Source organism: Tardiphaga sp. (assembly GCF_025356345.1).
GTDB lineage: Bacteria > Pseudomonadota > Alphaproteobacteria > Rhizobiales > Xanthobacteraceae > Tardiphaga.
Map to the genome: position 1 here is coordinate 1 of NZ_JANXTC010000135.1, position 2,079 is coordinate 2,079.

Annotated in this window: 2 protein-coding genes; both read left to right on the forward strand. The window is 62.4% G+C overall.

Annotation, left to right across the window (positions count from 1 at the left end; all coding sequences use genetic code 11):
- Positions 1-1,435 (forward strand): F0F1 ATP synthase subunit beta (gene atpD / locus Q0S16_RS07855; protein ID WP_295846760.1); only part of this gene is annotated, 1,435 nt, incomplete at its 5' end.
- Between the two features lie 98 nt (positions 1,436-1,533).
- Complete coding sequence (locus Q0S16_RS07860; RefSeq protein WP_295846762.1) at positions 1,534-1,941, forward strand: F0F1 ATP synthase subunit epsilon; 408 nt, start codon at positions 1,534-1,536, stop codon at positions 1,939-1,941.
- Positions 1,942-2,079 lie beyond the last annotated feature (138 nt).

Sequence of the window (2,079 nt, forward strand, 5' to 3'; positions counted from 1 at the left end):
CCCCGCCAACCAGACCGGACGCATCACCCAGGTCATCGGCGCCGTCGTCGACGTGCAGTTCGAAGGCCATTTGCCCGCGATTCTGAGCGCCATCACCACCATGAACGGCAGCAACCGTCTGGTGCTTGAAGTCGCCCAGCAACTCGGCGAATCGACGGTCCGCGCCATCGCGATGGACACCACCGAAGGTCTGGTCCGCGGCCAGGAAGTCAGCGACACCGGCAACCCGATCATGGTTCCGGTCGGCGCCGGCACGCTCGGCCGCATCATGAATGTGATCGGCGAGCCGATCGATGAAGGCGGTCCGATCGTCGCGGAAGGTCTGCGCGCGATCCATCAGGAAGCGCCGAAATACACCGACCAGTCCACGGAAGCTGAAATTCTCGTCACCGGCATCAAGGTCGTCGATCTGCTCGCGCCCTACGCCAAGGGCGGCAAGATCGGCCTGTTCGGCGGTGCTGGCGTCGGCAAGACCGTGCTGATCCAGGAACTGATCAACAACGTCGCGAAAGCACATGGCGGCAATTCGGTATTCGCCGGCGTCGGTGAGCGGACCCGCGAAGGCAACGATCTCTATCACGAGTTCATCGAGTCGAAGGTCAACGCCGACCCGCACAATCCCGATCCGGAAGTGAAGTCGAAGTGCGCCCTCGTGTTCGGCCAGATGAACGAACCCCCGGGCGCCCGCATGCGCGTCGCGCTGTCCGGCCTGACCGTGGCCGAACATTTCCGCGACCAGGGCCAGGACGTGCTGTTCTTCGTCGACAACATCTTCCGCTTCACCCAGGCAGGTTCTGAAGTGTCGGCGCTGCTGGGCCGCATTCCGTCGGCGGTGGGCTACCAGCCGACGCTGGCGACCGACATGGGCGCGCTGCAGGAGCGCATCACCACCACGACCAAGGGATCGATCACCTCGGTGCAGGCGATCTACGTGCCGGCCGACGACATGACCGATCCGGCGCCCGCGGCCTCGTTCACCCACATGGACGCAATGACCGTGCTCAACCGCGCGATCTCGGAAAAGGGCATCTACCCCGCCGTGGATCCGCTCGACTCGACCTCGCGCATGCTGTCGCCGCTGATCGTCGGCCAGGAGCACTACGAGACCGCGCGCATGGTCCAGCAGGTGCTGCAGAAGTACAAGTCGCTGCAGGACATCATCGCCATTCTCGGCATGGACGAACTGTCGGAAGAGGACAAGCTCGCCGTCGCCCGCGCCCGCAAGATCGAACGCTTCCTGTCGCAGCCGTTCTTCGTCGCCGAAATCTTCACCGGCTCGCCGGGCAAGTTCGTTGACCTCGCCGATACCATCAAGGGTTTCCGCGCGATCTGCGAAGGCAAGTACGACCACCTCCCGGAGGCCGCCTTCTACATGGTCGGCGCCATCGAAGAGGCCGTCGAAAAGGGCAAGAAGCTGGCTGCCGAAGCGGCTTAAGAAGCGAATTGGGAGTAGCGAATGGCGAATAGTCAAATACGCCTTCTCTGCTCCCTCGTTCTACTCGCTATTCGCCATTCACTATTCGCAGGTTTCTCATGCCCACCTTTCACTTCGATCTCGTCTCGCCGGAAAAGCTCGCCTTCGCGGGTGAAGTCGATCAGGTCGATGTCCCCGGCCTCGAGGGCGATTTCGGCGTGATGGCCGGCCACTCTCCGATGGTCGCAGCATTGCGCCCCGGCATCATGACCATCACCACCGGCAGCACGAAGCAGATGATCATCGTGCTCGGCGGCCTCGCCGAAGTGAATGAAAAGGGCCTCACCGTGCTGGCCGACGTCGCCACATCGATGCAGGATCTGGATCGCGCCGCGTTCGCCGACCAGATTGCCGCGATGGAAGCGAAGCTCGCCGAAAAGGAAGGCTCTGTGCTCGACCGCGCCATCGAGCGCCTCGACCACTTCAAGGTCATCCAGCAGCACGTCAATTCGACGGCGATGCATTAGAGCGGGATGATGTTTGGCTGAATCGATTGGGGGATTCCCAAATCAGGCGGTTTCTGATTCAAGCTTGATGCTGGAATTGGAGGCCAGCAGGGATGGCACGACCCCTGTCGATGGATTTGCGCGAGCGGGCGATAGCGC

Coding starts and splice junctions, on each gene's coding strand:
- Q0S16_RS07860 (WP_295846762.1), top strand. CDS start 1,534: ATGCCCACCTTTCACTTCGATCTCGTCTCGCCGGAAAAGCTCGCCTTC.